Here is a 24,453-nt window from a genome sequence, read left to right as displayed (position 1 = left end):
ATTTTTCAGAAACGATGCTTCGCGTAGTAGCCATCGGTGAACTGAGCCACGCGATGGCCTGGATCAATTTGGTCCGGAAGCTTATTTGCGTCCCGAAGCTCCCGATATTTCAGCGCGGCCTTCTTTTCCGCGTCGCTGCCGTGCGCAAGTAGTTGGCGTTCGATACGTTCAGCCAATCCGCGATTTGAGTACTTATGGGCCAATATCATCGCAGCTTCCGCCGAGTAATACTCCTCGGCACCACCAACAATCCATTTCCCAGCGGTTGATAGCCGTTTGTCATGGAAAAGCGCAGCGGACGGTTGAAAGACAACCTTATACCCCGCCAACCTCACTCTCCATGAGAAGTCCACATCATCACAGTACAGAAAAAACGACTCTGAATCGAATCCAGATACTTCCTTCGCGACAGCAGCCGAAACGAGCGCGCAAGCAGTCGCCGCCCAGCTCGTTTCTCCGGTGACAGGATCGTAGTCCTTTGGGTGTTCGATTGGTATCTGTCGTGCCTCGACGATCCCCACGCCCGGCTTACGCATAGGGCGCACCAGTTCGCCAAAAATGTTGGGGGCCACCACGGTGTCAGGATTGAGAATCAGCACGAGATCTGCACCCAAGTCCGCAAGCAGACGATTTTGGCCCGCGGCCGACCCCAGATTTCCGTCGAAAAATGTGTACTGAATCCTCCAGACGCCTTGCGGCATCAACTTTTCAAGCCGACTAGCGATCTCAGCCGAGGTAAACACCGGTTCCGGCGAACAATCTCCGAAAGCGATCTCTACCGATGACAAAACACCGGATCCTATGGCGAGATCCGCCGCACGACCGATACTTTCGAGTGCCGTATCGATGTGTTGTTGACTGTTGTTATACAGAACCGATTGAATGCGCAAGGACGCGGGACCGGTAATTGTCGTATCGTGCACTGGCACTTATTCCTCAACTTCGATTAATTTTTGCGATCAAGCTCTTGGGCAATCCAATTTTGCAATTCGGCGACACCGCGCTCAAGCGACCATTGCGGCTTCCAATCCAATTGCCCCAGCGAGACGCTGAGATCGCAGGCAGCATGCCGGACGTCGCCATCCCTAAACGCACCGGTAATCGTGGGTTCGGGTGCACCATAATGCGCCGCAACGATCCGCGCCATGTCGAGAATGCTCGCGGCAGCGCCCGACCCAATGTCCAGAATGGACAGGGGCTGCGGTTGACGCTCTAACATCGCCACAATTGCATCCGCAACATCATCGATACTCACGAAGTCTCGCGTCACTTTTCCGTCTTCGTACAGAGGAATAACCTTCTTCTCGCGCGCGAGGCGTGAAAAGAGAGCAACAATGCCAGTGTACGAATTGGTCAGTGACTGTCCGGGTCCATATACATTTTGCAGACGAAGGATTGACAACGGGATTTTGGTCGCAAGCGCCCAAGCACGCAGTACCTGCTCTTGTGCAAGTTTCGTTGCTCCATAGACGCTTGTAGGACGCGGCTCTGTTCGGTCCGCGCGGGACGGCAGCATCGCCATCCCGGGGAAATCCCACTGCGCCGCTTCAAGTTGGGCACGCCCCCGTTGACCGGGGTAGACAATCTGGCCGTCGTCGCTCTGCCACGCACCTTCTCCATAAACAGCGCGGCTACCCGTCAACAGGATATGCTCGACGACAACACCATGTTTTGTCAGCGCGTCGGTGAGGCGGGTAGTGCCAACAACGTTAACGAGTGCATGACGACTCGCTTCGGTTAACGACTGTCCTGTGCCCGTCTCGGCAGCAAGATGAACTATGATTTGCGGCTTGAAGTCACTCAGCAGGGCATCCCAAGTCGCCGCTTCAGTAACGTCGGCCACTACCAATTCCGCACGCGCATCAAGCGCCGCCGGACGAACCGGTTGCGCGTGAATCTGCGGGTGCAGATTATCCACCACCACATAGCGACCGGCGCGCGGCGCAAGTCGCTTAGAAATTGCGCAGCCAATGAAACCTGCACCGCCGGTAACAAGCACATTCTTCCCGTCCACCAAGCTCAACTCCGCGTCCATCATCGCACTCCCTCGCTATTTATATTAACCATGCTTCGCTCTAAAGTAATCTCGTGCATGGGGATTCCAATTAACCCGGTGCTAACGCTAGTCGAATGCGATTTGAACATGACAGCGTCGTGCAGCCATTGATGAACTACGTGTTCTGCCTGCGATCCGTCTGCGATCGCCACCGCAAGGGAGTAGTCCCCGACTGGAAGCACAGGCATTCTGAAAACAAACCGAGTTGTCAATATCTCACCCGCCACAGCTCCAAATGGGTTATCCAGAGTCGTGACACACGTGTTATCACCGAAGAGATTCTGCCCGAGACGATCGCGAACAATGAAACCCACAATTGCCTGCTGGAGCGGTTCGAGCGCCTTCGCCACTATTTGTACGCAAACAACCTCACCGCCTACAACCCATCTCAAAGGCGCTCCACTTTCGTCGTTCACGCTTACGTCTTCAATAATCGCGCCGTGTAAGCCGAAGTGCTTAGCGTCGGGACGAAACTGGAAGAGTTCGAGTTCGTTACGTAGCGGCGAAGCATTGATGATATCCGCTCGCTGATCGCGCACACTGGTTCCGACAGCCGTTCGCACCACCGATTGAGGCTTTGCCGGGCTGTGTTGTTTGCCAGAGGTGCGATGTTGTTCGTCGTAAAACGCTTCAAGATAGGAATCGCACACGTCCTTGGCAGGGCCAATGGCGCGCACAACCCCTTTATCCAGCCAAACCACACGCTCGCAAAGATTGACGACTGCGTTCGTATCATGACTGACAAACAGAACGGTTCCATTCTCCATGAACGAGCGGAGGAACCGCATGCACTTCTGCGTAAAAAACGCATCGCCAACGGCAAGAGCCTCATCAATCACCAACACATCGGCGTCGACGTGCGCAATCACCGCAAATGCAAGCCGCACGTACATACCGCTGGAATACGTCTTCACGGGTTGATCGACAAAATCTCCGATATCCGCGAACGCAAAAATCTTATCCAGTCGCTCTTCGATCTGCTGCCGAGACAGCCCTAACAAGGCTGCATTCATGAAGACATTTTCTCGCCCGGTGAATTCAGGATTAAAACCTGCACCAAGCTCAAGCAGCGCGGCTACGCGCCCGTTCACAGACACGCGTCCTTCGGACGGCGTCAGCGTACTGCAAATTATCTGTAGGAGTGTCGACTTTCCCGAACCGTTTCTACCGATAATGCCGATCGTTTCACCCTTCTCTACCTGGAATGAAACATTCCTCAGCGCGTGAAATTCAGTTGGTCCGTCTGTTCCACTCAGAAGCCGTGCCGGCACAATTCGCGCTAGGCGCCCAATCCGATGGCGCACGGCCGCCTTAAGCCGATCAGTTGGCTTTGCGAACACCCGAAACCGCTTTCCAACGGAATCAACAGAAATTGCTACTGCTTCAGAGGACATCTGCAAACCCCCGGCGCGCCGACTGGAAGCACACGAAGCCCGCACACGCCACAACGAATCCTCCGATCAAGTACATGCCCAATAGAGCAAAATTTGGCAACTGCCCCTCAAGCAGGACTCCTCGCGATTGCTCGATAAAGAAAGTCAATGGGTTGAGTTCCAACCAGAAACGATATTTCTCCGGCAAAGATGAGGCCGGGTAGAACACTGGAGACAAAAACATCAAGACCGTAGTCAGCAGTCCGGTAATTTGCCCAATATCCCGAATGAACACGCCAGTTGCCGCCAAAAACCAACCCACCCCCAGAGAAACAAACATTAAGGGCAGCAAAACGATTGGCAGAAATACGACTGTCCAGAAGACATAGTGCCTAATCAAGACAAATCCGATCAATAGAACAAGCAAGCTAACAGCCGTGTGAAAAAATGCCGACAATAGAGCGACGACGGGCAAAATTTCCAAAGGGAAGACAATTTTCTTTACGTAGCTTGGATTGTTCAAGATAAGATGAGGTGCACGATTGATACATTCCGCGAACAGACCATGAACTGTCATACCCACAAACAGCATCATCGCGAATCGCGCATGCCCCTGATCTACGTCGCCACCCCAGCGGGATTTGAAGACGAATGAAAAGACAAACGAATACACCGCAAGCATTAGCAGTGGATTAAAAAAAGACCAAGCCAGCCCGAAGACAGACCCTCGATAGCGTCCAACGACCTCTCGCTTGGTCATCTGGAAGATTAGCGAGGCATTCCGCACAATTGCGACTATGAGTGCCCGTGGCGTGGACACAAGAACATTGATTATCGGCATCGTCTGGTGCGAGACCTCCCTGCTATTGATCTGGTTCATTCAGTTAGGAGTTGACGGAAAGTAGGTCTCGTACGCACAGATCGACTGCGTAGCGCCAGTCGGGCAACTCGATTCCGAAACGCGCCTTCAGCGCGTCATTGTTAAGCACCGAATTTACCGGGCGCTTGGCCGGCAATGGATAGGCGCTCGTATCGATTGGCACGATCCGACGGACCTCTAACGGTGCAGAGCCTGCGACCGACCGCCACGACGACACCGCCGCATCGGCAAAGCCATGCCACGAAGTTTGTCCGGCAGATGTCATGTGATAAATGCCCGACTTGAATGCGCCATTTCCGCGCTCCCGAATCGCCGCATGGACAGCATGCGCGGTGCCGTCGGCGATAGAACGAGCCCAAGTCGGCGCGCCGAACTGGTCCGAAACCACCCTTAACTCTTCACGCTGACTTGCGAGACGAAGCATCGTCCGAAGAAAATTCTTGCCGCGCGAAGCAAACACCCATGTGGTCCGGAACGTCAACCAATCGCCTCCCGCATTGGCCACTGCTTGCTCACCCAAGAGCTTGCTTTCTCCGTATGCGTTGACAGGACAGGTTGGGTCCGATTCGAGATAAGCGCCCGAGTTACTACCATCGAACACATAGTCGGTGGAATAATGCACGAAGAGGCCGCCGATCCGCTGGGTAGCATTTGCGAGTTCGCCAACGGCGTCTGCATTGATCACTCTCGCGAGCGTCGGCTCTGTCTCTGCGGCATCAACAGCGGTGTAGGCCGCCGCATTTACAACAACGTCGGGCTGGCTATCACGAACAATCTTCGCAAGCGTTTCGGGCTGCGCAAGATCTGCCTGATCTCGACTTAGGGCCTGAATCTGCCCGAGCGGCGCCAAGCTTCGGCAAAGCTCCCAACCAACTTGACCCGTCGCTCCAGTTAGCAAAATCTTCATGCGAACACCTCGGCTTCCAATAGCCGCTGCCCGCTAGCATCCTTCGCTGCCAACGCAGGTTCGCCGTCGACGGGCCACTCGATGCCGATATCCGGATCGCTCCACACAATGCTCCGCTCAAAGTCTGGATACCAATAATCAGTCGTCTTGTACAGGAACTCCGCTGACTCGCTCAAGACAAGAAAGCCATGCGCGAACCCTGCGGGCACCCATAGTTGCCGCTTGTTTTCGGCAGACAAATTTACCCCGACCCATTTGCCGAAATTTGGCGAACTCTTGCGGATATCCACCGCCACGTCAAACACTTCGCCCTCGACGACACGCACAAGCTTCCCTTGCGGCTGCTGAACTTGATAGTGAAGGCCGCGCAGCACACCACGGGCCGAGCGGGAATGGTTGTCTTGGACGAAATCAATGCCTGGCGCGACGTGTTCGGCAAACTCACGTGCGTTGAAACTCTCGAAGAAGAAGCCACGCGTATCACCAAACACTTTCGGTTCGATGATTTTGACTTCTGGCAATGCGGTCGACGTTACTTGGATGGCCATGCTACTTGATCCGTCAAAATGTTTTGCAAATACTTCCCATACGCGTTTTTCGCTAGCGGCGCAGCCAGTTTACTCAACTGCTCGCCGTCGATCCAAAGCTGGCGAAACGCAATCTCTTCTGGGCAAGCTACAACCAGACCTTGGCGTTTTTGAAGAGTGGCTATAAACGTCGCCGCCTCGATCAGCGAATCATGCGTGCCGGTGTCGAGCCACGCATAGCCGCGCCCCATGATCTCGACATTGAGCGCGGAGTTCTCCAGATAACGCGAGTTGACGTCGGTGATTTCGAGCTCGCCACGCGGCGACGGCTTGATGTCCGCCGCGATATCGCAGACCTGCTTGTCGTAGAAGTACAAGCCGGTAACAGCGTAGTGCGAGCGCGGCTTGACCGGCTTCTCTTCGATCGACAGAGCACGGAACTGCTTGTCGAATTCGACAACGCCGTAACGTTCAGGATCGTGCACGTGATAGGCGAAGACGGTAGCACCTTCGTCTTTCTCATTAGCACGTTCCAGTTGCTTCGCGAGATCGTGGCCGTAGAAGATGTTGTCACCAAGAATCAGCGCCGACGGATCGTTGCCCACAAAGTCGCGACCGATGATGAACGCTTGCGCGAGACCATCCGGCGAAGGCTGAACCGCGTACTGAATGTTCATACCCCACTGGCTGCCGTCGCCGAGCATGGCTTCGAAACGTGGCGTGTCTTGCGGTGTGGAAATGATCAGTACGTCGCGAATACCCGCCACCATCAGCGTGGACAGCGGGTAGTAGATCATCGGTTTGTCATAGACCGGCAGCAACTGCTTGGAGACGACGTGCGTAATTGGATACAGGCGCGTGCCTGATCCACCCGCGAGAATAATGCCTTTGCGCGCCATTGCCGTGCCCTTACGCGCGCTGCGCGTAGTTAGTCTCAACCCACTTCCGATACTCACCCGAAGCGACTTCGTCAGACCACGCCTGATTGTCCAGATACCACTGAACCGTCTTGGCGAGGCCGGTCTCGAACGTCTCTGCCGGCTTCCAGCCGAGTTCGCGCTCGAGCTTACGGGCGTCGATCGCGTAACGGCGGTCGTGGCCGGGACGATCCTTCACGTAGGTGATCTGGTCACGGTACGAGGCGCCCGCCTTCGGACGCAATTGGTCGAGCAAGTCGCACAGCGTGTGCACGACGTCGAGATTTTTCTTCTCGTTCCAGCCGCCGATGTTGTACGTCTCGCCCGGCGTGCCGCGCGCGAGCACTTCGCGGATCGCGCTGCAATGGTCACCGACATACAACCAGTCGCGCACGTTCTGACCATCGCCATACACCGGCAGCGCCTTGCCGCCGAGCGCGTTGGCAATCATCAGCGGAATTAGCTTCTCGGGGAACTGGTACGGACCATAGTTGTTCGAGCAGTTCGTGGTGAGTACCGGCAGGCCATACGTGTGATGATAAGCACGCACCAGATGATCGGAACCCGCCTTGGTGGCCGAATAGGGGCTATTCGGCGCGTACGGCGTGGTTTCGGAGAATTGCGGGTCCGTAGCGGACAGCGAGCCGAACACTTCGTCGGTCGAAACGTGCAGGAAACGGAACGCGGCCTTGTCAGCCTCGCCGAGCGCATTCCAGTATTGACGGGTGGCTTCGAGCAACGTGAAGGTGCCGACCACGTTGGTCTGCACAAAATCAGCCGGGCCGTGAATCGAACGATCCACATGGCTTTCAGCGGCAAAGTGCAGCACGGCACGCGGTTTGTGTTCGGCGAAGAGCGCGTCGAGCGCGGCACGATCGCAGATATCCGCACGCACGAACACATGCTTGGGATTGGCCTGTTGCGACTTGAGGGTACCCAGATTGCCGGCGTACGTTAGCTTGTCGACGTTCAGAACCGCTTCGTCCGAGGCGTTGAGCCAGTCGAGCACGAAATTGGCGCCGATAAAGCCGGCACCGCCCGTTACCAGGATCATGAAATTCCCTTCTAGATGTTGGTGGCAGATCGGGGTCGGTTCGCCGATCCACGCGCCTCGCGTTGTGGTGTTCGCTTCTTGTCAGCGCCCGCCGCCTCTCATACGGCAAGCAGGCGCTTAAACGCCAATCTTATGAATCCACGATTATAAAGCCGCCGGGGGCAAAAACGAGAACCCTAACAACTTGAAACAGCTTGACAAGTTAGGTTTCCGTTGATTAGTAAACGGGGGCTTTGGAAGCGTAATGCAGCTGTAGGCAATAGGCGCAGGTAGCAGCAGCGAGGACAGGCGGCGATCCGGGCCGGCGGACAGCCCGGCAGCGGTTAAGACATAGCGCACGCCGCCCCCAGCCGGGCGTGCGGATAGAAATTCGCACGCCACGCCGCAACGCAACGCAAATTCACGAAAAATGACTGCAAATGCCGCGGATTAGATCACGCCGCCAACATCCACCGCAGCGTATCCATAAACGGAATCGCCTCAACTTCCGGCACCAGCGAGCGCAGCTTGGCCGGCGACCCAGCCAGCATCTTCACGTCGGTTTGTCTTACGAACGCAGGATTGACCTGAATCTCGAGCTCATGTCCGGTCAGCTCACTCGCCGCCGACAGAATCTCCCGCAGCGTATAAGGCGTGCCGGTACAGACATTGACCGTTTCAGCAGCGGCCTCCGAGTCGAGCAAAGCCTCATAAGCGTTCGCCACGTAGCGCACGTCCGAGAAATCACGCGCCACGTCGATATTGCCGAGCTCGATCGCCGGCTCGCGGCGCGCGAAATGCTCGACGATCTTCGGCACGAGGAAGTTCGATGTCTGCCCGCGGCCGGTGTAGTTGAACGGCCGCACGATCAGGATGGGCAGGCGGTCGAACCAGGTCCGCACCATCGTTTCCATGGCCGCCTTGCTGGCGGCGTAGTGGTTCACTGGCGTGACGGGGAAGGTTTCGTCGATGGCGTCGCTGGTGACATTGCCGTAAACATTGGCGCTGCTCGCGATCAACAGCTTGCGGGGCGTATGGCCGACGGCCGCACAGGCCTCCAGCAGATTCAGCGTGCCGATCACGTTGACGCGGTAAAAGTCGAGCGGATCGTTATGGCCCACGAAGCTGATCGCCGCCAGATGCACGATGTAGTCGGGCCGTGCGGTTTCGATCACGCGCCGGCAGGCGTCGGGCGACGTAATGTCGAGCCTGAGGCGCGTCGGCGTTTCAGGCTCGTCGCGCCCGGCCACTGTTTCGATCACGGTATGGCCGCGGCCGAGCAGATTGTCGACCAGATAGCGGCCCGTGAAGCCACTCGCCCCGGTGACGAGTGTGCGGATAGGTTGATTCGCATGAAAAGACGACATGCTTTCTCCGTTCACGAGGGTGATCCTGTTGTGGTGCAATATCGCGCGCGGCCCTTGCGGTGCGCCTGACGCCCCGGGAATGCCACTTGCTGGCCGCTCCCGACGGCGCTTGCCACGATATCCGTGCATCAAACGGGCTATTATGTCACGCTAATTTGCTGCACCGCCCAACGCGGCACGCCTTGTTCGTAACCGCGTGTATCGAACTGCACCGACTTCTTGATGACATCCTCCACCGCTTCCACCGTCGCTTCTCCTGCCGCGTTTAGTGCCGGATCTAGTGCCGTTCCGCAGCCGCACCTGCTACCACTCGCTTTCGGCGACCTGCAAGGCTGCCGAAAGCCGTTCCAGCAACTGCTGGCCAAAGCCGCGCCGCCCGAAGGCACGCCGCTGTGGTTCGCGGGCGACCTGATCAACCGCGGCTCCGAATCGCTCGCCACGCTGCGCGACATCATCGCGCTGGGAGACCGTGCGGTGCCGGTGCTGGGTAACCATGACCTGCATCTGCTGTCGGTGTCGGCGGGGATTCGCAAATCGAAGAAAGGCGACACGATCGACGACATTCTCGCCGCACCGGATGCCGCCGATCTGCTCGACTGGGTCCGCCATCGTCCGATCGCGCATTTCGATAACGGCATGCTGATGGTGCATGCGGGCGTGTTACCGCAATGGGATGCCGCCCTGACGATGGAACTCGCCGACGAATTGCAGCGGGCGCTGCGCGCGCCGAACTGGAAGGAAACGCTCGCGGGACTCTACGGCAACGAGCCGAATCGCTGGACGCCCGGCGTCAAGGGTATCGAGCGGCTGCGCCTGACGTGCAGCGCATTGACGCGCATCCGCTTCTGCAATGCCGAAGGCGCGATGGATTTCAGCAGCAGCGCAGGTCTGAATTCCGCGCCGCCGGGCAACATGCCGTGGTTCGACGTGCCGTCGCGCAAGACCGCGGACATCACGGTGGTGTTCGGCCATTGGGCCGCGCTCGGTTTGACCTTGCGCAACAACCTGATCGGGCTGGATTCCGGCTGCGTCTGGGGTGAGAAACTCTCGGCCGTGCGCCTTGCGCAGAATCCCGCGGAGCGCACGCTGACGCAGGTCGACTGCGAGGCGTGCGGCACGCCAGGCGGCAACTAAGCCGACCCGCTAAGCCGCCCCGTTAAGCCGACCGGCCGGACTGATCGACGGGTTCGATCAGCGCCGGCGAAACGTTGGAAGCGTCAGAGGCGTTGTGCGTGTAGGGCGCGTTGTACGCGTCGGTCGATGAAATCGACGCCGCGATTGCAGCACCGGACCTCGTCATGCCGCCCTGCATCTCCCGCAGCGCCGCTGCAATCACCCCTTCCGCCTCCGCCGCCAGCGTGCGCCGATCCGCACCCGGCGCGAGCGGCGCGCCGACATACACGTGCGCGGTCAACGGCCCGCCGCTCAACAGCATGTTCAGCGAATCAGCCAGCGTCAGATCGTCGATATACGCCGGCGCGGTGGATTGCCGGCCCTGCGCATCTTCATACATGATGCACAGCGGCTGCACCGGCGCCGAGGCCGACACGGCGGCCTGGAACATATTCGCGTGAAACGGCAGTAGCGCCAGACCGTTCGTCGTCGTCCCTTCAGGAAACACGCACATCAGCTCGCCCGCGCTCAGGCGGTCGGACAGCTCATGCATGATCCGTTTCGCGTCGCTGCGCTTCTCGCGCTGGATGAACACCGTGCCCAGTTGCTGCGCCAGCCAGCCGACCACCGGCCACTGCCGGATCTCGGCCTTCGAGACGAACGGCGTGGGCCGCCACGCATTGATCACGTAGATGTCGATCCATGAGATGTGATTGGCGACCACCAGCGCGCCGCGGTCAAGCCGCGCGCTGTCGTTATGCACGACGAGCCGCATGCCGCATAGACGCAGCATTTTCAGCGACCATTCGCGGTTGAGCGTCTGCCGGCCATCCGCACCGACCTTGGAAAAGCGCGTCGCAACGATCCACATGCCATGCAGCAGATGGGCGACGAGACGGGCCTTGCGCAACGCAAGCTTCATCAGATTTGCTCCGAGAAACCCCGCCTCTCAGGGGTGGGGAGTGAAAGGAGCGCAGCCGCGAGGCTGCTCTCCAGATTCTCAATCTCACACAAACAAATGATATTGTGTGAATCATGGACATTAAGCGAGCATACCGATTCCGGTTCTATCCGACGTCCGAGCAAGAAGCGATTCTTGCCAGGACGTTTGGGTGCGCGCGTTTTGCCTATAACCACATGCTTCGGTTGCGTACCGATGCGTGGTATCAGCGGCAGGAACGAGTCGGATATCACGAAACCTCCGCAGCGCTTACGGCGCTCAAGAAAACACCCGAGCACTCATGGCTGAACGAAGTCAGTTCGGTTCCGGTGCAGCAGGCCTTGCGCCACTTGCAAACGGCATTTGCGAACTTCTTCGCCAAGCGCGCGAAGTACCCGAATTTCAGGCGCAAGGACGGCGCGCAGTCTGCCGAGTACACGACGAGCGCTTTCAAGTGGGATGGTGCGTCATTGCAACTCGCGAAGATGGATGCACCGCTTGCGATTCGATGGTCACGCACGATCCCGAAGGGAGCGAAGGTAACGACCGTCACGGTGTCGAAAGACGCATCGGGCAGATACCATGTCTCGATGCTGTGCGATGACGCAGTAAGCGCGAAGCAAGAGGTATCCGGCAAAGTTGGCATCGACTTAGGTCTGACGCACTTCGCCATCCTTTCTACCGGCGAGAAGATCACGGCCCCTAACACGTTCCGAAAGAACGAGGCCAAGCTCGCCAAGCTGCAACGGCGACTAGCGAAGAAGCAAAAGGGTTCCGCCAATCGCATGAAGGCGAAGCTCAAAGTTGCACGAATGCATGCCAGGACGGCAGATTCCCGAAGGGACTTCCTGCACAAACTTTCGAGCCGGCTGATAAACGAAAACCAAGTGATCGCCATCGAAAGCCTTGCCGTCAGCAACATGCAGAAGAACCGTTGCCTTGCAAAGTCGATCAGCGATGCAAGCTGGTCCGAGTTCACTCGGCAACTGGAGTACAAAGCGCAGTGGTACGGACGCACGTTGGTCGGCATCGACAAGTGGTACCCCTCAAGCAAACGATGCAGCGATTGCGGACATACAGTGGTCAAGATGCCGCTGAACATCCGCGCATGGACCTGCCCGGAATGTGGCAGCATCCATGATCGCGACATCAACGCTGCGCGTAATGTTTTGGCCGCCGGACTGGCGGCGTCAGCCCATGGAGAAAGCGTAAGTCCCATATCTCTTTGAGATGAAGTTGGGTTGCCGTCTGTGAAGTGGGAATCCCTTTCCTTTAGGGAGCGGAGCAGTCAATGTTGGAGCTTTCCGTAACTGAGCAATGCTGCGGATATTAGCGCTGTTCGAACGCGACGTGACCGGACACGATGGTCGTCCGCACGCGCGCCGGCAGTTCATAGCCGAGGAACGGTGTGTTGTGTCCCTGGCTCTTCAATGCACGCGGTTCGACGCGCCAATACGCGTTGCGGTCGAACACGCAAAGATCGGCGACGGCGCCCACGGCGATGCGCCCCGCCGCCTCCAGCTTCAGTACGTCGGCCGGCGCCGTGGTGATGCGGTTCAGCGCCTTGGCCAACGGCACGCCCGCTTCGTCGGCCCATTTGACTGTTAGCGACAGGAACAGCTCCAAGCCTGTCGCGCCCGGCGTGGCTTCGGCGAACGGCAGCAGCTTTTCGTCGTCGTCGACCGGCGTGTGGTCGGAGCAGATCGCGTCGATCGTACCGTCGACGAGGCCCGCGCGGATCGCGTCGCGATCACGCTGCTGGCGCAGCGGCGGATCGAGCCGGAATTGCGCGTCGAAATAGCCGATATCGAGGTCGATCAGATGCACATGGTTCACGGTGACGTCGCACGACACCGGCAAGCCCTCGGCCTTGGCCGCGCGCATCAGCGCAATGCCTGCCGCCGACGACACATGCGACAGATGCACGCGCGCACCGGTCACGCGGACCAGTTCGAAGATCGTGTGCAGCGCGATCGTCTCAGCCGACACCGGTACGCCAGACAAACCGAGCCGCGACGCCAGCGCGCCGCTCGCGGCCACGCCGCCCTTGCCAAGATAAGCATCGACCGGACGCAGCCACACCGTGTAGCCGTAAGTCTTCGCATACTGCAATGCACGCATCAACACCTGCGTATCGACCACCGGCACATCGGCCTGCGAAAAGCCGATACAGCCCGCTTCGGTCAGCTCGACCATCTCGGTGATGACCTGGCCTTTCAGGCCGACGGTCAATGCGCCGAGCGGATACACGTGCGCCTGGTCCAGATTGCGCGCGCGGAACTTAAGCATCTCGACGAGGCCCGGCTCGTCGAGCGTCGGATCGGTATCGGGCGGACACACGAGACTCGTCACGCCGCCTGCGAGCGCCGCGGCCATTTCGGATTCGAGCGTCGCCTTGTGTTCGTAGCCCGGTTCGCGCAAGCGCGCGGACAGGTCGACGAGGCCCGGCACGATATGCAGGCCTTTAGCGTCGATCGTCTTCGCTGCGTTGAAATCAGCAGGCGCGTTGCCGATGGCGACGATCTTGCCCGCTGCGATAAAAATGTCTTGCTGCTGTTCGGTGCCCGCCGCCGGATCGACCAGCGTGCCGCCTTGAACGTGAATCTTCATCCGCTGCCTTAATGTTTAGCCAAGCGTTCAGCTAAGTTCTGCGTGTCTTGTCGCGTGTGCTGGTGCGTGTGTGATCGCGTACCGTGGCGAGATCAATCGTGATTGCCCGCGACGATTCCCATCACCGCCATGCGCACCGCGATGCCGAACGTCACCTGGTTCAGAATCACCGATTGCGGACCGTCGGCCACCTGGGAATCGATTTCGACGCCACGATTCATCGGCCCCGGGTGCATCACGATCGCATCGGGTTTGGCGAGCGCGAGGCGCTCCGGCGTCAAACCCCAGCTCTTGAAGTACTCCTGCGCCGACGGCAGCAGCGCGCCGCTCATCCGCTCGTTTTGCAGACGCAGCATGATGATCACGTCGACGTCTTTCAGGCCTTCGTCGAGGTTGTGGAATACGCGCACGCCCATCTGCTCCAGACCGCCCGGCAACAACGTGCGCGGGCCGATCGCGCGCACTTCCGGCACGCCGAGCGTGGTCAGCGCATGAATGTCCGAACGCGCGACCCGCGAATGCAGAATGTCGCCGACGATCGCCACGCGCAGATTCGTGAAGTCCTTCTTGTAGTGACGGATCGTGTACATGTCGAGCAGACCCTGGGTCGGGTGTGCGTGACGGCCGTCGCCGGCATTGATCACGTGCACGTGCGGCGCGCAATGCTGGGCGATCAGGTACGGCGCCCCGCTCGATGCATGACGCACGACAAACATATCGGCATGCATCGCCGAGAGGTTGTTGATCGTGTCGAGCAGCGACTCACCCTTGCTCGTCGAGGAAGCGTTGATGTTCAGATTCAGCACGTCCGCCGACAAACGCGTTGCGGCGATCTCGAAGGTCGTTCGGGTGCGCGTCGAGTTCTCGAAGAACAGGTTGAACACCGACTTGCCGCGCAACAACGGCACCTTCTTCACTTCGCGATCGGTCACGCTGACAAACTGGTCGGCGGTATCGAGAATGTGATTGACGATCGCCTTCGGCAAACCTTCGATCGACAACAGATGTTTCAGCTCACCGTTCTTCGTGAGCTGCGGATTGCCCTTCAGGAAGCCAAAGCGGAAGCGCTCGGTGGCGCTGTCGGCTGAATCCTGCGAGGCCGGGGTGGCGGTGTTCATGGTGTGGTACCTGCTTCAAATACGGGCTTCAACGTGTTCGGCGTCGATGCCTTGCTCAATGCGCAAAGCTGCGTTCAATCGACGCGTGCTTCGGTGTGAAAGGTGAAACGCGGCGCGCCATCGGCGCCGCCTGCTTCGCGGGCGAGCACGAGCGTCGCATCGGCCGGCACATCCACCACGCCGCCGACAAAACGGGCCGCCACCGGCAACTCGCGTCCACCGCGATCGGCGAGCACCGCCAGTTCGACCGATGCCGGTCGCCCGTAGTCGTACAGTTCATTCAACGCCGCGCGAATCGTACGGCCGGTGTACAGCACGTCGTCCACCAGCACGATGCGGCGCTTGTCCACGGAGAATGGCAGCGAGGTCGGGCTTGCCTGAGAATGCAGGCCTTTTTTTGCGTAGTCGTCGCGATGCAGCGCGACATTCACCACGCCGAAGCTCGGCGCCTTCAGATCGCGCGCGAGGCGCTCGGCGAGCCACGCACCGCCGCTGTAGATGCCGGCCAGCACGGGGCCATCGGCAGCGCTGAAGGCGTCGCAATACGCCGTGCGAACCTGTTCGAGCACGGCGCGATAAAGCGCTTCGGCGTCAATGGAACTCATGATCGTCGGAAAGTCCGTCTAGATATTGCTGGAGGATGATGCTGGCGGCTTCGGCGTCGAGCATGTCGGCGCGGCCGTTGCCGGCGCGGATTTCCGCCTTCGCCTCGACCGACGAATAGCGCTCGTCGATCCATGTCACCGGCAGATTGAAGCGGCCATTCAGCTGATTGCCGAAGCGCTTCGCGAGTTGGGTCATTTCGTGCGGCGTGCCATCCGGGTGCATGGGCAAACCGACCACCAGCGCGTCCGGCTTCCACTCGGCGATCAGCTTGCCAATCGCCTCGAAACGGTATTCGCGGCTGCGGTTCTGCACGATCACGAGCGCCCGTGCGCTGCGGGTGAGCGAGTTGCCCACCGCCACGCCGATCCGCTTTTCACCATAGTCGAACGCAAGCAGCGTCGCCTCACGTCCGGCTGCCAGGCTCATGCGTGACCTGCTTCGCCCGACAGCATCGACAGTGAAATGCCGAGCAGCGCGAGCGCGGCTTCCAGACGCTCTTCGGCCGGCACGTCGAAAACGATTTTCGGGTCGGCTTCAACGGTGAGCCAACCGTTCTTCGAAATCTCTTCTTCGAGCTGACCCGCGCCCCAGCCGGCATGGCCGAGCGTGAGCAGAAAGCGCTCCGGACCGGTGCCGCTCGCGACGGCTTCGAGCACGTCTTTCGACGTGGTCATCTCAAGCCCACCTGGCACCGACATCGACGACGTATAGGTATTGCCGTCTTTCGGATCGTGCAGCACGAAGCCGCGCTCGGTTTGCACCGGGCCGCCGAAATACACGGGCACATGGAGAAGGGGTTCGATCTCGAGCTTGAGATCGATGCGACTGAAGAGCGCTTCAAGGTCGATATCGGTCGGCCGGTTGATCACGAGGCCGAGCGCGCCGCGCTCACTGTGATCGCAAAGGTAGACCACCGTTCCTGAAAACGTGGGATCCGCCATGTTTGGCATGGCGATCAGGAACTGATTGGTCAGATTGATGCGATCGGTACTCTTGGACATAGTTCGGATTTTAGCAAAGACGGTGCAGGATGGCGGGCTTTGAGCGCGGAACCGCGATGTGCGCGATGAACTGCGCCGCGAGCCATCGACGGCGAATCAAGTTGCACTCTATCACGCACGCGGGCCTTGTCCATGGCGCGCTCAGCGGTGTTGACGACACGCATATCGCGTGCCTCCGGGTTCGAACATTCCACCTCGCTGTTGCCGGCAGAGGATGTGTACCGGCGCGCAGGGCATGCTGCTGATTTGTACCGCAGCCAGCAGCTCAGGCGCCGCCCTGCTCGATCGAACGCGTCAATGCGGCCAGTGCAGCGTTGCTGCCTGTCGGCGCGACGCCCGCAGCGACTTTGTGCAGCATCGCACGCAACGCTTCGGCGGCCTGCTCGAGCGTGCTCGCTGCTGGCGCACCGACGATGACGTGCGCGCGCACCGCCGGCGTCGATACGCCGGCGTGCGCGCGGCGGCGCCACGCGAGCCCGAGCGCATCGGCAACCAGCGCCACGTGGCCGAGGCCCAGCGCGCACGCGGCGGCACCGAGCCGGTAGGCGGCGTCGCCCGCCTGCAACGCTTCGCTCGGATCGGCTTTCTCGGGCTGGTCGGCCGCGCGGGCGTGCTCGGTCAGCGCGGAAATCGAGGCATCGGCCGTTTGCAGGAAATCTTCATACGCGTGCGAGTTGACGGTTAACACGCCCAGCTCGCGCGTCAGCGTGCTACGGGTCGCGCTGACCGCCTGCGCCTGCACGGCGCCAGCTTCCCAAAGCATTTCGGATGCCTGGGTGCCCGCGACGTGCCAATCGACCGTCAAGCCATAGTCGTGCAGCACTTCGACCTGATCGGCGTCTTCCGCTGCAGCGCCGAACAGCGCGTAATCGCGCCACAGCAGCGCCAGCGTCGCGCGCACCAGCGAACGCGGCGCGCGCTCGATGCCGTGCGCATGATCGGCCAGGGTGAGGTTGCAGCGCGCGTAGAAACGCCGCGCGTCGGCATCTCCGGTGGCGCGGCCGCTGACGCGTAGCGCCTTGGCGCAAGCTTTCGCGAGGCGCCAGAAATCGTAGGGATCCGGGCCGGTGAGTTCGGTAAAGACCGCATCCAGCTCGTCGAGCGCCGCGTTCGTGAACGCCAGCGCAGCACCGCTGCTATCAGGCTGCGAGCGCAACACCGGCAGCAGCGCGCGCTCGTAGCGCGCCCGCAAATGGGCGAGTTGATCTGCGGACTGGTTATGCAGCGACACCGGCGGCACCGGGCGTGCGCTTAGCGCGAGATCTTCGAAAGCGACGGCCGAACCGGGCGTGTGCTCCGACAGATGGGCACAGAGCGCGTGATAGTGGTTGAACAGCGTGGGCGAACAGGACAGCTCGCGCAGATTGTGGCGCTCGAGCGCCACGCGGAAATCGTGCAATGCCGCGCCGAACACAGGCCGCGCGCTGTCCGCGTCAGCCGGATCGCCCTCGGCCAGAGGCGAGAGCCGCACCAGCGCGTCCGCAAAGCGCTGCGCGCTCAGCCAGCCGGCTTCGCGCAACCCGTGCGACGCACGCAGCAGCGCCGAGGTGCTCTCGCGGTGTTGTTCGAACGCCAGCAGTGCCTCGGCCAGCGCCAGCTCCGCAGAGCGGACAGCGCCGCCGCGCGGATTGGGCAATGCATCGAAGGAATCGGGTGCAGCGGATCGAAGAGTCATGGGCAGGCGACAGGAAGCTGACGGGCCGCCACCCGGCGCTGCACGAGAGACTGATCGGCTAACGCGCGAACTAGCGACAGGACAATGACAGATTACCGCTGCGACACGGTGCAACCGGGGACGTTCCGTGTGAGTGCGTTGGGGCTGCGTTCCGAACGCATGAACCGCGTTCGATCCGGCCGACGCCGCCTGCAAAACGCCGCGCCGCAGGCACACGGCATGGCACTCGATTGGACACCGCCGTTTGCCCCTCGGACCTCAGATCTGGACCATCTCGAAGTCTTCCTTGCGCGCTCCGCATTCCGGGCAGGTCCAGTTAATGGGAACGTCCTCCCAGCGCGTGCCCGGCGCAATGCCTTCGTCCGGCAAGCCGGCTTCTTCGTCGTAAATCCAGCCGCAAATCAGGCACATCCAGCTTTGATATTCCATTCTTGTGTCGCGTCGTAGAGTCCGTGGAAACGGGAGCCATGATGGTACCGTGTTGCCGCCCCAATGCCTAGCAAACAGAAACGTGCAATCGTAGTGTGCGGCGGCCTTTGGCTAGAGGGTTGCGTCGGTTTGGTTGGCGCTTACGCGTAGGGTCGCGCCTGGCTGCCGCTCACGTGCTGCTGGCTTGCGGCAATGCGCCGAAGACTGCGAAAAACCGCCTTCATAACGGTTTAGGCCGCATAATTGAGCCGATTGCGCACCCTCTGCGCCTAAATACAGCTCCTTTTTGTAAATCTTCATGCCCAGCGATACGCCTCCGATCGTCCTCACCTTCGGCCTTTCCGATCCCACCGGCGGCTCAGGCCTGCAAGCCGACCTGATGACCCTTGCCAGCATGGGCTGCCATGGCGTCTCCGTGCTCACGGGCTATACCGTGCGCGACTCGGCAAGCTGCGACGAAGTCACCGGACTCGACCCTGAAGTGGTCGCGACCCAGGCTCGGATGCTGCTCGAAGACATGCCGATCGCCGCGTTCAAGGTCGGCGCATGCACGCGCGCTGAAGTGGTGAGCGCGATTGCCGAAGTGGTCGCCGATTACGACGACATCCCGCTGATCCTCGCCCCCGATTTCACGCTCGACGACGAACACGTGCTCGCCGCCGACGAACTGCGCGAAGCGATCGCTGACCTGCTGGCGCCGCAAACCACCTTGCTGGTTGCCGATTCGACCACGCTGCTCGCTCTCGCCCAGCCGGACGGCGACGCCGAGGCGCCGAGCCTCGACGCGGCGATCTCGCATCTGCTGTCGCAAGGCTGCGAATACATTCTGTCGACGGAAACCGGCACGCACCGGCTCGTCAATACGCTGTTCAGCGAAGACGGCCAACTGCGCCAGGATATGTGGGACCGCGGCGCTCATCGGATTATGGGCATTACCGACACGCTCGGCGCCGCGATTGCCGCCTTGCTGGCCAACGGCCAGGACCCTGCTGAAGCCGTACGCGAGGCGCAGGAGTATCTGTATCAGGCGATGCGCAACGCATTTCGGCCAGGAATGGGCGCGTATCTGCCGGATCGCTTCTTCTGGGCCCGCAGCAGCGACGACGACACGCCGCCTGCAACCGGCAAGGATGCGACACCGGGCGAAGCACGGCATTAATTTGACGACTCGAAGCGTCTGCTGCGCGAGCAGCAGACGCCCGGCAGGCGTTTCCACTTCAGCCGCGGCCCGACCAGCCTAACTGTCTGATGAATCCCGCGTGCGCGGAGCACTCGTAATACCGGACGACCTAAGTGCTAGCCCAAAAACAAAAAACCCGCATTTCTGCGGGTTTTTTGCTTTGGGAAGTACGCCTCGCGACGCACTTCCCCATGTGTTTCCAACTGAGCCTCAAACGAGGCCAAGTGAGGCTCAATCGGAAATTACATGTCCATGCCCATGCCGCCCATGCCGCCGGGCATACCGCCGCCCATCGGAGCATCTTCCTTCGGCAGTTCGCAAACAGCAGCGTCGGTGGTCAACAGCAGGCCAGCGACCGAAGCTGCGTTTTGCAGCGCCGTGCGCGTCACCTTCGTCGGGTCCACGACACCTGCGTCAACCAGGTCGACGTACTCGCCGGTTGCTGCGTTGTAGCCGTAGTTGCCCGTGCCAGCAGCAACAGCTGCCACCACGACGCTGGCTTCTTCGCCACCGTTCGTGACGATCTGGCGCAGCGGCTCTTCCATCGCGCGCAGCACGATCTTGATACCTGCGTCCTGATCGGCGTTAGCGCCCTTCAGGCCAGCGATTGCCGTACGTGCACGGATCAGTGCGACGCCGCCGCCAGCAACGATGCCTTCTTCCACAGCTGCGCGCGTTGCGTGCAGTGCGTCTTCGACACGTGCCTTCTTTTCCTTCATTTCGACTTCGGTCGCAGCACCGACCTTGATCACTGCAACACCGCCAGCCAGCTTGGCCACGCGTTCTTGCAGCTTTTCACGGTCGTAGTCCGACGTAGCTTCTTCGATTTGCGTGCGCACTTGCTTCACGCGCGCTTCGATCGTTGCACCTTCGCCAGCGCCGTCGATGATCGTCGTGTTTTCCTTGCCCACTTCGATACGCTTCGCTTGACCCAGTTCAGCCAGCGTTGCCTTTTCGAGCGTCAAGCCGGTTTCTTCAGCGATGACTTGACCGCCGGTCAGGATCGCGATGTCTTCCAGCATGGCCTTACGACGATCGCCGAAGCCCGGAGCCTTGACAGCAACGGTCTTCAGGATGCCGCGGATGTTGTTCACAACCAGCGTGGCCAGCGCTTCGCCTTCGACGTCTTCTGCGATGATCAGCAGCGGACGGCCAGCCTTGGCGACTTGTTCCAGGACCGGGAGGAGGTCACGAATGTTCGAAACCTTCTTGTCGTGCAGCAGCACGAACGGGTTGTCGAGCACAGCAACTTGCTTGTCCGGGTTGTTGATGAAGTACGGCGACAGGTAGCCGCGGTCGAATTGCATGCCTTCAACCACGTCCAGCTCGTCTTGCAGCGACTTGCCGTCTTCAACCGTGATCACGCCTTCCTTGCCGACCTTGTCCATCGCTTCAGCGATGCGGTCACCGATCGACGAGTCGCTGTTTGCCGAAATCGCGCCAACTTGAGCGATTTCCTTGTTGGTCGTGCACGGCTTGCTGATCTTGCGCAGTTCTTCGATCGCTGCGGTCACAGCCTTGTCGATACCGCGCTTCAGGTCCATCGGGTTCATGCCCGATGCAACGTACTTCATGCCTTCGCGGACGATCGACTGAGCCAGAACCGTTGCGGTCGTGGTGCCGTCACCTGCGTTGTCGCTGGTCTTGGAAGCGACTTCCTTGACCATTTGTGCGCCCATGTTCTGGAGCTTGTCTTTCAGTTCGATCTCTTTCGCGACCGAAACACCATCCTTCGTGACCGTCGGGCCGCCGAAGCTGCGTTCCAGGACAACGTTGCGACCCTTCGGGCCCAGCGTGACCTTCACAGCGTTCGCGAGGATGTTCACGCCTTCAACCATCTTGGCACGGGCGGAATCACCGAATACGACGTCTTTAGCTGCCATCTTCTAACTCCTTGAATTCTTTGGGATATGACCGGGAAAAGTAGCGACTGGCGCTTACTTTTGCACCACGGCCATGATGTCTTCTTCGCGCATCACGAGCAGTTCGTTGCCGTCGACCTTGACGGTCTGGCCTGCGTACTTGCCGAACAGGACGCGGTCACCGACCTTCACGTCGAGGGCGATTTGTGCGCCTTTGTCGTCACGCTTGCCCGGGCCGACTGCCAGAATTTCGCCTTGATCCGGCTTTTCTGCTGCGGCTTCGGGGATCACGATGCCCGACGCGGTCTTGGTTTCTTGATCCAGACGTTTGACGATCACGCGATCATGCAAAGGACGAAGGTTCATACATACTCCTCTCTTGATTGAGACTGAAGAACGCTGAGAAAACCCGGCTGGCAGAGCCAACCGGCGATGTTGTTAGCACTCTCGTGCAGCGAGTGCTAATTATATGGACGGGTGGTGACAAATTCAAGAAGGGATGTCGCTTTGACTGTCGAGATTCGCTTAACTTTGAACTTTGTTCGCTTAAGTCTGAACTCTTAGCCGCGCGCGGTCGCCACGACGACATAAAATATCTTTTTAAAACAATGACTTATTGTTCCGCCAGCTGTTTCACAGCGTCGCGCGCGCAGTGCAACTGCACGGCCCTCTCTGACGACATCTGTTCGCAAGTCCTAGTGACTCACGCCAAATTTAGGGAAAACCCCACCAGGGTCGCAATCGCTGGTCTCCTTCAGGCAGATCGAAGAACACGATCCGGCCCTGCGCGTCCGGTGCGGTGACCCCGAGTTCACGTGCTCAATCAAGTCGTCACCGAGCAATGCGATAGCAGCTGCATAAAGATACTGAGTTGAGGCAGGTTCCAGCTAAAAACCGCGCAGGGTCGCTCGAGGCTTTTTACGAGTGCTCGACTCAAGCCCTTTTCAAGCCGCTGACAACGCTCCCCGCAGATTCAGTGACGATAATTCCGCCTTTCAGGCGAGTTGCTTTCACCGCTTCACGAACCTTGTCGTGCACCTCATTGGCCGTGACGTCGCCGTCGTAGCGGTAAGTCGCGTCGGGGAGTTGATAGAGAACACCCTCTGCCTTAATGGTGCGATAGCATCGCCCGTTCATGCCCCTCCTCGAAAGCAGGAGAATCCCCACGGCGTCATCTTGAACGACAAGTGATAGTGTTGTAGTGGATCGGCGAGTCCAAAAAAAGTAAGGGACCAAGTCGAGAAAGGGAATACCCACAAGCGTACCCCACTTGCGCTCGATAATAGTCGCCGACCCGAAACGTCACTTCATGGATGCCCGCGATGCATTGGGAGACCCTCTGGCCGGGCGAGGCTACGATCGACGCCGATGCTGCCGTGGCATACCAGTACGCGTACGTCATCGCAAAAGCGCCGACGTATACCCATAAGGACAATTCACGCACTTGACCGGATGGTGCCGGCGCGCCGGTCAGTCGTCGCCAATCTGATGTCTGCCGTGGCTAACCTGACGGGAGATTTCGCCCATGCGCTTCTGGCGGCTACACCTGAGGGCATGAGAGCAACCGTCGCGCGGTCGCAGCGAATCGACAACAGCCGTGCGAGGAGCTTCGCGAGGATTGAAAAACGACTGATGGGCTTATACACGAAAAACCAGATGCTGTTCGCTGGACACAATGACAATCTCCGCTATCTGGCGGTCTCCGCCAGCTACGTCCGTAGCTGGACTCACAATCGTCACGTACTCGCCTGGCTACGTTTGCATTATCCGGTTCATGCCGCATCGCTTGAGCAGATCGCAGAGGAAGCCGATTGTGCAAAAGAGCCGAAGCGGGCAATGAAGCTGCCTTACGCACGCGACAGAACCCCCGGTGCTACGAAGGAAATCAGGCGGCGAGTTCGTTCACGCGGGACGTAATCACGTCAATACCATCGGGTATGAAGGAGGTGGGTCAGGCAGTGCTGGTAGATGTCCCTTGCGATCGGCGAACGAAAATCGAGCCGCAGATTCTCGCAGAACATCGAAGTGACCTGTCCGGGATCGAAAGTAAGCGGCGATATCAGCTCCATCTGTTCGGCGATCTCGCGGGCCCGACTCGCAAGCATCACACGCTGCAGGATATCGGCACCCCCGCCGTTTGCATCCAGCCAGATTTTCGTCGATTCCACAACGTGATCAGACGACAGCCATTCCCCCGTCAGCTGCCGGGCGACAAAGTGAGATGCGACCAGGTACGTAAGCAACTCGGCGCGAGCGCGAAAGTCAAGGTTAAGCGGATTGGTCAAGGTAACGTCGTCCTCGCATAAGCGACTATGCGAGTTTAACGCGCAGACGGATACGGCTAACTATTTGAGGCATGCCGGGATCATCTCTGTAACCACACACGCGACAGACACGCCGCAGTTGCGACCCGAGCACGAAACTAACTTCTACGACCAACCGGAGCGCCAGCATGCTCTCGAAGATAGGGCCGCACAGCGTGTCTTGCGGACATTCACCGTTGTGCCTTGACGTGGCGTATCGCCGACCTATGACTAAGTGCAGCGGCAGACTGGAGACGACGATGCCACAAGCCACAGGTGCATCGACCTTTCTTGCTGGCGCGCATGCTGCGCAGTATGTCCGCATGTCCACGGACCACCAGCAGTACTCAACCAACAATCAGAAGCGGGCAATCGCCGATTTCGCCGCATCGCAGGACGTAACGGTTGTTGCGACATACGAAGATGGCTGAGCAGGAGCGCACCGATCCAATGCGCGGACGAACTGCCGGAGATGGTCGAACTGCTGCAGATAGCGACCGTCTCAGTTCGTTAAGGGTTATTCGATGCCTGCCATCGACCACAGGAATGTGACGGT

At 59.6% G+C, this 24,453-nt stretch carries 26 protein-coding genes; 5 read left to right on the top strand and 21 right to left on the bottom strand.

Features of this window, described 5'->3' with window-relative positions; all coding sequences use genetic code 11:
- Window positions 1–5: 5 nt before the first annotated feature.
- The 9 genes from M0D64_RS42275 to M0D64_RS42235 all read right to left on the bottom strand — a co-directional run bounded on the left by M0D64_RS42275 (window position 6) and on the right by M0D64_RS42235 (window position 9,060).
- A complete protein-coding gene (locus M0D64_RS42275; protein WP_266262005.1) occupies window positions 6–929 on the bottom strand; it encodes a glycosyltransferase family 2 protein in 924 nt (307 codons plus the stop codon).
- Between the two features lie 17 nt (window positions 930–946).
- A complete protein-coding gene (gene wbiB / locus M0D64_RS42270) occupies window positions 947–2,038 on the bottom strand; it encodes a dTDP-L-rhamnose 4-epimerase (RefSeq protein WP_266262004.1) in 1,092 nt (363 codons plus the stop codon).
- Window positions 2,035–3,450 (bottom strand): ABC transporter ATP-binding protein, encoded by a 1,416-nt coding sequence (locus M0D64_RS42265; protein ID WP_266262003.1) that lies wholly within the window; start codon window positions 3,448–3,450, stop codon window positions 2,035–2,037. The genes wbiB and M0D64_RS42265 overlap by 4 nt, the downstream gene beginning before the upstream one ends.
- Window positions 3,440–4,270, bottom strand: a complete 831-nt coding sequence (locus M0D64_RS42260; protein WP_266262011.1) for an ABC transporter permease — start codon at window positions 4,268–4,270, stop codon at window positions 3,440–3,442. The genes M0D64_RS42265 and M0D64_RS42260 overlap by 11 nt, the downstream gene beginning before the upstream one ends.
- 43 nt (window positions 4,271–4,313) lie before the next feature.
- The gene (rfbD, locus tag M0D64_RS42255; RefSeq protein WP_266262002.1) at window positions 4,314–5,216 is read right to left on the bottom strand and encodes a dTDP-4-dehydrorhamnose reductase; all 903 of its coding nucleotides are present in this window, start codon (window positions 5,214–5,216) and stop codon (window positions 4,314–4,316) included.
- Window positions 5,213–5,764: a dTDP-4-dehydrorhamnose 3,5-epimerase gene (gene rfbC, locus M0D64_RS42250; RefSeq protein ID WP_266262001.1), complete on the bottom strand. Its 552-nt coding sequence runs from the start codon at window positions 5,762–5,764 to the stop codon at window positions 5,213–5,215. The genes rfbD and rfbC overlap by 4 nt, the downstream gene beginning before the upstream one ends.
- Window positions 5,749–6,642, bottom strand: coding sequence for a glucose-1-phosphate thymidylyltransferase RfbA (rfbA, locus tag M0D64_RS42245; protein ID WP_266262010.1), 894 nt, complete (start codon window positions 6,640–6,642; stop codon window positions 5,749–5,751). The genes rfbC and rfbA overlap by 16 nt, the downstream gene beginning before the upstream one ends.
- Before the next feature lie 10 nt (window positions 6,643–6,652).
- Window positions 6,653–7,714, bottom strand: a complete 1,062-nt coding sequence (gene rfbB, locus M0D64_RS42240) for a dTDP-glucose 4,6-dehydratase (protein WP_266262000.1) — start codon at window positions 7,712–7,714, stop codon at window positions 6,653–6,655.
- 434 nt (window positions 7,715–8,148) lie between these two features.
- Complete coding sequence (locus M0D64_RS42235) at window positions 8,149–9,060, bottom strand: GDP-mannose 4,6-dehydratase (RefSeq protein ID WP_266261999.1); 912 nt, start codon at window positions 9,058–9,060, stop codon at window positions 8,149–8,151.
- A 222-nt stretch (window positions 9,061–9,282) separates the two neighbouring features.
- Between M0D64_RS42235 and M0D64_RS42230 the strand changes: the two genes are divergently transcribed.
- Window positions 9,283–10,194: a symmetrical bis(5'-nucleosyl)-tetraphosphatase gene (locus M0D64_RS42230; RefSeq protein WP_266261998.1), complete on the top strand. Its 912-nt coding sequence runs from the start codon at window positions 9,283–9,285 to the stop codon at window positions 10,192–10,194.
- A 22-nt stretch (window positions 10,195–10,216) separates the two neighbouring features.
- On the opposite strand, the gene M0D64_RS42225 is transcribed toward M0D64_RS42230, so the two are convergent.
- Complete coding sequence (locus M0D64_RS42225; protein WP_266261997.1) at window positions 10,217–11,095, bottom strand: 1-acyl-sn-glycerol-3-phosphate acyltransferase; 879 nt, start codon at window positions 11,093–11,095, stop codon at window positions 10,217–10,219.
- Between the two features lie 113 nt (window positions 11,096–11,208).
- Here M0D64_RS42225 and M0D64_RS42220 point away from each other — a divergent pair, with 113 nt between their 5' ends.
- Window positions 11,209–12,342: an RNA-guided endonuclease TnpB family protein gene (locus M0D64_RS42220; RefSeq protein WP_266261996.1), complete on the top strand. Its 1,134-nt coding sequence runs from the start codon at window positions 11,209–11,211 to the stop codon at window positions 12,340–12,342.
- A gap of 100 nt (window positions 12,343–12,442) precedes the next feature.
- Here M0D64_RS42220 and M0D64_RS42215 read toward each other — a convergent pair whose 3' ends face one another.
- The 7 genes from M0D64_RS42215 to M0D64_RS42185 all read right to left on the bottom strand — a co-directional run bounded on the left by M0D64_RS42215 (window position 12,443) and on the right by M0D64_RS42185 (window position 18,552).
- Entirely contained in the window at window positions 12,443–13,723 is a 1,281-nt protein-coding gene (locus tag M0D64_RS42215; RefSeq protein ID WP_266261995.1) for a dihydroorotase, read from the bottom strand.
- A gap of 92 nt (window positions 13,724–13,815) precedes the next feature.
- Window positions 13,816–14,841 (bottom strand): aspartate carbamoyltransferase catalytic subunit, encoded by a 1,026-nt coding sequence (locus tag M0D64_RS42210; RefSeq protein ID WP_266261994.1) that lies wholly within the window; start codon window positions 14,839–14,841, stop codon window positions 13,816–13,818.
- A gap of 74 nt (window positions 14,842–14,915) precedes the next feature.
- A complete protein-coding gene (pyrR, locus tag M0D64_RS42205) occupies window positions 14,916–15,446 on the bottom strand; it encodes a bifunctional pyr operon transcriptional regulator/uracil phosphoribosyltransferase PyrR (RefSeq protein ID WP_266261993.1) in 531 nt (176 codons plus the stop codon).
- The gene (gene ruvX / locus M0D64_RS42200; protein WP_115782008.1) at window positions 15,433–15,873 is read right to left on the bottom strand and encodes a Holliday junction resolvase RuvX; all 441 of its coding nucleotides are present in this window, start codon (window positions 15,871–15,873) and stop codon (window positions 15,433–15,435) included. Before ruvX ends, pyrR begins: the two co-directional genes overlap by 14 nt.
- Entirely contained in the window at window positions 15,870–16,448 is a 579-nt protein-coding gene (locus tag M0D64_RS42195; protein WP_020069822.1) for a YqgE/AlgH family protein, read from the bottom strand. The genes ruvX and M0D64_RS42195 overlap by 4 nt, the downstream gene beginning before the upstream one ends.
- A gap of 265 nt (window positions 16,449–16,713) precedes the next feature.
- The gene (locus tag M0D64_RS42190) at window positions 16,714–18,123 is read right to left on the bottom strand and encodes a hypothetical protein (RefSeq protein ID WP_266261992.1); all 1,410 of its coding nucleotides are present in this window, start codon (window positions 18,121–18,123) and stop codon (window positions 16,714–16,716) included.
- A 258-nt stretch (window positions 18,124–18,381) separates the two neighbouring features.
- Window positions 18,382–18,552: a rubredoxin gene (locus tag M0D64_RS42185; protein WP_006047743.1), complete on the bottom strand. Its 171-nt coding sequence runs from the start codon at window positions 18,550–18,552 to the stop codon at window positions 18,382–18,384.
- 298 nt (window positions 18,553–18,850) lie between these two features.
- On the opposite strand from M0D64_RS42185, the gene M0D64_RS42180 reads away from it, so the two are divergent.
- Window positions 18,851–19,711: a hydroxymethylpyrimidine/phosphomethylpyrimidine kinase gene (locus M0D64_RS42180; RefSeq protein ID WP_154560269.1), complete on the top strand. Its 861-nt coding sequence runs from the start codon at window positions 18,851–18,853 to the stop codon at window positions 19,709–19,711.
- A 263-nt stretch (window positions 19,712–19,974) separates the two neighbouring features.
- Here M0D64_RS42180 and groL read toward each other — a convergent pair whose 3' ends face one another.
- From groL to M0D64_RS42165, 3 genes are all read right to left on the bottom strand, one after another.
- Window positions 19,975–21,615: a chaperonin GroEL gene (groL, locus tag M0D64_RS42175; protein ID WP_154560268.1), complete on the bottom strand. Its 1,641-nt coding sequence runs from the start codon at window positions 21,613–21,615 to the stop codon at window positions 19,975–19,977.
- Between the two features lie 54 nt (window positions 21,616–21,669).
- A complete protein-coding gene (groES, locus tag M0D64_RS42170) occupies window positions 21,670–21,960 on the bottom strand; it encodes a co-chaperone GroES (protein ID WP_007178996.1) in 291 nt (96 codons plus the stop codon).
- Window positions 21,961–22,527: 567 nt separating this feature from the next.
- Window positions 22,528–22,731, bottom strand: coding sequence for a hypothetical protein (locus tag M0D64_RS42165; RefSeq protein WP_266241094.1), 204 nt, complete (start codon window positions 22,729–22,731; stop codon window positions 22,528–22,530).
- Between the two features lie 360 nt (window positions 22,732–23,091).
- Here M0D64_RS42165 and M0D64_RS42160 point away from each other — a divergent pair, with 360 nt between their 5' ends.
- Window positions 23,092–23,511 carry a hypothetical protein gene (locus tag M0D64_RS42160; protein WP_266261991.1) on the top strand — a complete coding sequence of 140 codons (420 nt, stop codon included), beginning with the start codon at window positions 23,092–23,094 and terminating at the stop codon, window positions 23,509–23,511.
- Between the two features lie 5 nt (window positions 23,512–23,516).
- Here M0D64_RS42160 and M0D64_RS42155 read toward each other — a convergent pair whose 3' ends face one another.
- Window positions 23,517–23,879, bottom strand: coding sequence for a hypothetical protein (locus M0D64_RS42155; protein ID WP_154564019.1), 363 nt, complete (start codon window positions 23,877–23,879; stop codon window positions 23,517–23,519).
- A 278-nt stretch (window positions 23,880–24,157) separates the two neighbouring features.
- On the opposite strand from M0D64_RS42155, the gene M0D64_RS42150 reads away from it, so the two are divergent.
- Window positions 24,158–24,328: a recombinase family protein gene (locus M0D64_RS42150; RefSeq protein ID WP_171926846.1), complete on the top strand. Its 171-nt coding sequence runs from the start codon at window positions 24,158–24,160 to the stop codon at window positions 24,326–24,328.
- The last annotated feature ends 125 nt before the right edge of the window (window positions 24,329–24,453 follow it).

The organism is Paraburkholderia sp. WS6 (assembly GCF_030464835.1).
Taxonomy (GTDB): Bacteria; Pseudomonadota; Gammaproteobacteria; order Burkholderiales; family Burkholderiaceae; genus Paraburkholderia; species Paraburkholderia madseniana.
The sequence above is the reverse complement of the archived record's forward strand: the minus strand, read 5'-3'. Positions and strand labels throughout refer to the sequence as shown.